The organism is Streptomyces sp. NPDC043427, assembly GCF_056436655.1.
The window spans coordinates 1-6,776 of the sequence record NZ_JBWKCC010000066.1; the positions used below are offsets into that span (position 1 = coordinate 1).

General features: G+C 68.8%; 2 protein-coding genes. Both read right to left on the reverse strand.

All coding sequences use genetic code 11. The features are described from left to right. Positions 1-184: 184 nt before the first annotated feature. A complete protein-coding gene (locus AC067M_RS45720; protein WP_478702908.1) occupies positions 185-3,397 on the reverse strand; it encodes a helicase associated domain-containing protein in 3,213 nt (1,070 codons plus the stop codon). A 133-nt stretch (positions 3,398-3,530) separates the two neighbouring features. Next, complete coding sequence (locus tag AC067M_RS45725; protein WP_478702907.1) at positions 3,531-6,026, reverse strand: helicase associated domain-containing protein; 2,496 nt, start codon at positions 6,024-6,026, stop codon at positions 3,531-3,533. Positions 6,027-6,776 lie beyond the last annotated feature (750 nt).

Below are 6,776 nucleotides of genomic sequence, written 5' to 3' on the forward strand. Positions count from 1 at the left end.
ACAGAGGAAAGAGAGGGGAGGGAGAAAAAAACCGGCGGGGAGTGTTAAAGGAGAGAGGGGAAGACGGGTGGGGGGGGGGTAGGCCCCCCCGCGGGGGGGGGGGCCCCCCCCCCACTGCGTTGAGGAGGGGTAGGTCCGCAAAACGTTTTGCGGACCTACCCCTCCTCAACATCCGCAAGCGCTATCAGCGCAGAGCCTCAGGACAGATACCCATGCTGCTCAGCAGCGCCTGCTGGTGGGGGTGAAGCTGTTCCCACAGGGTGGTCTGTTTGCGCATCCAGCGATGAAGTTCCGGCGTCAACGGCTCGCCTGTAGCGAGGGCGGTGCGGCATTGGTGGTAGTGCCGTTGCCAGATGAAGGCCCAGGGCGGGTTCCACCAGGGATCCAGGGCGGTGAGTTCTTGCAGGGTGTAGGCGGACAGTCGGCCTGAGCGGGCTTTGCGCCGCTGCTGCAACAGCCAGGACCCCAGGGGAAAATTTGCGTGCTCGGTGGGGGTGGAGACGGCGAGGTGGCCGTGTTCGGCGGCGTAGCTGCGGGCGTGAGGGAGCCCCTCACTTGGCGGATAGCGGCGTTGTGCGGTGATGGCCGGTGGTGTGGTGGCGGGTTCGGCGCCGAGCTGGGTCAGGAGCTGTTGCTGGAGGGGGTGGAGGCTGTCCCACAGTCGGGTCTGGGTGGTGATCCAGCGCCGTTCAGCCTGGGCGATGGCGTCACTGGCGGTTGCGGTGCGGGCTCGGTGGTAGGCGCGTTGCCAGGTCAGGGGCCAGGGCGGGTTCCAGTGGGCATCGAGGGTGTTGAGAGCGGCGAGCCGTTCGGCCTCGATACGGCCGCGGGCGGCGCGGTGCCGCTGGCGCATCAGCCAGCCACCCAAGGGAAAGCCGTGGTGGCTGCTCTCTACGGTGATCGCGAGGCTGCCATGCTCGGCGGCGTAGCTGCGAGCGTGTTCCAGCCCGTGATCCACAGGCGTGCGGCGGCCTGCGGTGGCGACCAAGTGGGCGGTGGCGGCGGTGATCCCGATGCCCGCCAGGAGGTTCTGCTGCTCAAGCTGAAGGACATCATGGCGAGCGCACTGACGGCGCAGCCACGCCGCTACCTCATCTGCCTCATCCTCCCGGTCCTCGCCCTGCTGGTGATGGACGGTGGGCGTGCCGGGCAGGGGGAGCCTGCCTGCCCGCCACAGGGCGTGGGCTTGCTGGTAGCGGCGCTGCCAGGAGAAGTGCCAGGGCGGATTCCACCAGGGATCCAGGGCAGCGAGCAACTGCCCCCGCGGCCACGGGCCTGCGCTCGACCGGGCATGACTGCGGTCCTGCATGCGCTGTGAGGCCAGCCACCGGCCCAGGGGGTACCCGTTGTGGACGTAGGCGGAGGCCACTGCCAGGTGCCCGTGTTCTGCGGCGAAGCAACGGGCGCTGGCCAGACCAGCATCCGGCATTGCCCCGGCCGCATCCGCAGCCTGGCCGTCTCCGACGGCGACCTGAGCCTTCTCGCTGTGTTCCGCCAGCACGCCGATCTCTGCCAGCAGACGCCGCTGGTCAGGATGAAGGCTCTGCGGAGCGGCATGTTGCTGTGACAGCCACCGGGCCAGTTCGGCATCGATCTCCGGGAATCCGGCAGACGCATCCAGCCGCTGACCGTTTCCCACGAGTCGGCGGACGTGAGCGTAGGTGCGCTGCCAGGCCAGCGGCCATGGCGCGTTCCACCATGGATCGATGGCATCGATTGCGAGGGACCGCTTCGTGGCGCTCGAGGCGCGGCGTGCTCGGCTGCGCTGGCTGGTGAGCCAGGCTCCCAGCGGATAGCCCTGATACCGCACGCTCTTGCCCGAGACCGCCAGGTGCCCGTGTTCGGCAGCGTAGGCCTTGGCATGTTCCAGTGCCGCCTCGAAGCCGGCTTGCATGCTGGCCCGCCGGGGCCGGGCCGTGCGGGCCACCTCAACGGTGATCCCGATGTCGGCCAGCAGACGCTGCTGTTCGGGATGGAGCGAGTCGTAGTGGCTGCACTGCAGGTATAGCCACTCTCCGTTGAGGACGTGGGTACCGGGGAAACCGGCGGCCGCATCCGGCGGCCCGTGCACTGCAGCGTGATCGCGGGCCCGGTAGTACGAGCGCTGCCACTGCGTCGGCCAGGGCACGTTCCACCACACATCCAAGGCCTCCAGCGCCTCTACACGCTCCTGCGACAGTGCCCAGGCCCTGGTCTTGACGTTGTGCAGCCATTCACCCAGCCGGAAGGAATCCACCATGGTGTCCTTCTGAACAGCAAGGTTGCCGTGTTCATGCAGATACCGGCGCACGTAGGACAGACCGGTAGCGAAGGCCTTATCCGCTTGCAGGCTGTGCCCTCGCCGTCTCTTGGCCCCCACACCGCGCCCAGCAGGCCTGGCCACCTCGGCGAGCTCGTCTGCCACCGGCCGCGGACGATGGGCGGAGGCCACCGCCCACATACCCCTCTCCGCGGCCTGCCCGCCCCGGTGCGCCCGCACGCACTGATGAGCCCATGTGAACAAGGGACCTGACGTCTGCGCCGCGAGTTCCTCCACAAGCCAGGGCCGTCGCAGACAGCGCGCGACCGCCACGGGCAACGACGGCAGATCAGCAAGCCGGAACGGAACACCCCCACGCGCCTCGGCCACCACACGCCTGCGAAAAGCGCCGTCGGCGAGCAACGCGGCAAGCGCCACGGCCTCCGGATACGTCACAGCCTCCCGCGCCACTACCTGCCACGTCGCCCACTCCACCCTGGATTCCCACAGCGCGCGCAGCCGCGCCGGCCACAGCTGCTCGCGCGGCCACATCCGCTGCCACCACGACGCGGTCACCGCCTGAGCCACCTCGAAGGCGCCGGCCGCCGCCGTACCGCGACCCAACAGCTTCCGATGCCGCTTCTGCGCCTGCACCCACAGCTCACCCGCCGGCAGCGCCACCACACAGCCCGCCGTGCCGGGCACCTGCATCAACCACGCGCGGTGCACCCCGCACACACGCTGGCCGGGCTGCAGGTACAAGCGCACGTCCTCTGGACGCCCAGTCCGCCTGACCGTGCATTCGGGGCACGCCGGCCCCCACGGCAGGACCATCTCCGGCGTGTGATGGAACTGCGCCGCCGGGCCTATGGGAAACCGCCGACGCGGCTCTTCTTGAGCCCAGGCTGGCAGTGCCTTGTGCAGGTGGTGGGACGCGACACGGCACAGCACTGCTACGCGATCGCGGGCCTCCTGATTGAGAAAGACCTCGCTGTCCGGCCGCGCTCGGCCCATGACGTTCGACCGCCCACCGGCGTCAGCTACTGCCGGCAGCAGCTCCTTGATCTCCACGCCGTACCGAGCTGCCAACCTGCCCAGGAACGACTGCGTCATCTCGCCGTGTACCGGCGCTACCCGCCATACGCCAGCACCTAGCACCAACAGCTCAGCCTTCCCTCGGCGCTGATCCCTCTCGCCCGTCCGTACGCATAACCCTCCATGGATGCGCCTCGGTTACGGAATGCCGCTCAGCCGGGATCGCTTTACTGCCATCCCACCCGCTGGCATGCGCCTATGCCCAGCGCATGCCGATGCTGGAGAGCTGCGCGATCCGTTCTGGCGACAGCGTCGCCGCGCGCGAGCGCTGATTGCTGATCCATGCCCCCAGGCGGAACTGCAGTTCCCATCCCTCGTCTGCGAGCACGGTCTCCACGTGCTTGCGGGGGACGTTCAGGTGGCCCTCGCGTTCGTAGAACTGCTTGGCGGCTGCCAGGTTGGCGGCCCACTTGTCGGCCTGCGTGCGGCGCGGCTTCGGCTTCTCTTCCTCGGTCGCGGAGGTGATCCCGAGGATGTGCTCGCACATCCACTGCTGCACGGTGGTGAGCTTGTCCCAGCTCAGACGCTGGGCGCGCACCCACCGCCCGAGGTCCTCGGACTGCACGAGTGCCTTGCCCGGTTCGGTTGGCAGTTCGCCGCCCTGCTCGAGGTGAAGCCGGGTGAGGTGGAACGCCCTCTGCCACTCCACCGGCCAGGTGGGGCACCAGGACGGGTCGATCTCCTCCAGCTGCTCGCGCCGGTCATCCGACAGAGCGCCGGCCGACGACCCCACAGGCAGCCCCTCGGTACGCCGCTGTTCGATCTCCGAGGCCTTTCGTGCGGCGGCCCTGGCGTTCTTTAGAAAAGTCCCTACTCGGTAACCCTGGTAGGTGGCGTCCAGCGGCGCCAGCAGGTGCCCGTTTTCGGCGGCCCACCCGCGCGCCGCCGCGAGGCCTTCCTCCCAGGCGACGTCGTAGTGCGACCACACCATGCCGAGCTTCTCCAACTGCTCGATGCGGTCCTCGTTCAGCGTCCCGCGGGCGTAGAAGCGCCTCGCGTCGGCCACCCATTGCCCCAGCGGGAAATTGGCCAGCGAGGCCGGCCACCCTCCAGCCTGAGCCTCCTCACCAGACGGCACGCGGAACGTGAATGGCACCTTCAGATCCCCGGACTCGCGGGCGTAAATGACGGAGGCCTCCACGCCCCGCCTCCAGTGCTCATGCTCCGGGTTGAGGACCCGCAGGTTGATGAACGCGGCCAGCTGCGCCGGGTCACGCGGCGCGCTGAACTTCAGCAGCCGCCGCGCGGGCGCCGACGGACCCCCGGACCGCTCACCCCGACCATTCTGGCCCTGTGCGGCCTTCTGGACGGGCTTGTAGGCGCTCGGGGCCTGCTGCTGCGCCAACTGCTCCACCACCCGGGCGTCGTGCGCCCTGAGCGCCTCCAGCAGCTTCGCCAACCCGCCGAACGCCCGGGAGGTCAGCATGCTGTCGGCCGTCTCGCCCGGCCCGAGCAGGACCGGGACGACCAGGCTGGCCACCTTGCCCTCGCCGGGCTGCATCCGCAGCGCCCGCCCGACGGCCTGGACGAGGTCGGGCATCGAGCCGCGCACGTCAGCCCAGTAGACGGAGTCGCAGTGCTTGGTGTCGACGCCCTCGCCCAGCACCTTCACCGAGCACAGGAAGCACTTCTCCACGACGATGCCGTCCGCGGCGATCCCGGCGGCGAACTCACCCAGCCGACGCCGGCGGTGGAGCGGCTTGTGCTCCCCGCACAGCCAGTCCGCCCAGATCGTCTTCGGGTACAGCTCGGGGTCGGCGGCGTGCAGCTGCGCGGCGACGTGAGGGAGGCCGGCAGCGAACGCCTCGGCTTCCTTGACGACGTGGTGGAAGACCAGCGTGCGCTTGAAGTTCTCCTCCGAGGACGCCTTCAGCAACGCGGTCTGCAGGGCGGCGAGCCGGGCCCCGCGAACCTCGTCTGAACGGCCCTCAGCACCCAGGAGCTGCGCGGCCTGGAGCTGGGTGTCGGTGATGTCCACACACACCACCTGGTACGGCGCGCAGATCCCCCGGTCGATCGCCTCCGACAGCGTCAGCGTGTAGCAGCGGGCACCGAACGGCCCGTCCGGGGCGTCCTCCATCGACGCGACCAGCTCGCCGGGGGCGCCCTCGGAGCCCTCGTCCAGCTGCCACAGCCGGGGCGTGGCCGTCATGTACAGACGGCGCAGGGACGGGATCTTCTGGTTGTTGTGGACGACCGCCCAGGGCTTCCCGATCCGGCCGGAACAGCGGTGGGCTTCGTCCACGATGATCAGGTCCCAACCCGGGAGGCCGGCCTCGTGGGCGCGCTCCAGCGTGCCGAGTCCCAGGCTGGCGTACGTGGCGAACACGGTCACCTTGTCGAACGGCTTCACCCAGGAGACCAGCTCGTCCACGTCCGTGGTGTTGGGGAAGGTCACCTGGTCCCCGCGCAGGGACGACACCCCGATCATCGGGCCCGTGCGACCTCCAGCGCGCCAGGAGGCCTCGGTCTGGGCGAGCAGATCCAGTGAGGGCACGAGGACCAGGACCCGGCCCGCGTGGAGTTCCTCAGCGCTCCGGGTGGCTACGAGGCTCTTGCCGGATCCGGTCGCCATGATCACCTGAGTCCGGAGACCACCCTCCGGCACAAGAGATCTTGCAGGCAATTCGAGGGCACGCAGTACCGCGTCCACGGCTTCTCGCTGGTGGGGGCGGAGTTCCATTGCTGCCATTTCGGTCTGCCTTCTCCTGTAGGCCGGTGGGGATTCCTACGCGGCAGGAAACAGGAAACCTGCACGTAGAAGATGTGCGAGCGGCTGCGGTGAAGCCACCGGGACCGGATCGCCGGGACTGATCTGGCGCCGAGAGGAAGCCTGATCCAAAAGACCCGAACCCTCTCAGTGGTGTTGCTAGCTGAGTCCAGAGTCTATCTCGTGTTTCAAAATGAAGCAGCAACAACCATGAAAATCCCCCGAACGTGGCTCGATCCTGTTAATCTGGCCCTATCGAAGCCGGAAAGAAGCCTGACGGGAGGTCAGTCAATCGTGATTCCAGACCCCGCCTCGGCCCTGGCCTTTCAGGCTTCCATGACCTTCCGTCACCTCTCCCCATGCTCCCTCGATTCGTCCCGCGCCAACTCCTCCCACCGCCTCCCCTCCTTACTGCCGCTGCTTTCCCTCGCAGTTCCCCACCCCCCGTTCCTGTTGCTGCGTCAGGGCCGCGCGTAGCGTCGGCCCGTTGCCCGCACGAAGTGCGGGATAGCGGATGGAGCGAAGCGGAAGCCGCGTCTCGGGCGCAGCCCGGGTTCCGGCCGCCAGGCGGCCGCTGCGCTCCTGGAGCGCAGCGGAGGGAGCGTCAATCCGTGGGCGCAGCCCACGGATTGGGCAGTGAGCGCAGCGAACTGCTGGCGCTCCCGCGGAGCGGGAGCGCAACCACCGCGCGCAGCGCGGTGGTTCGCTTGCTCCGGGCGAAGCCCGGAGGGA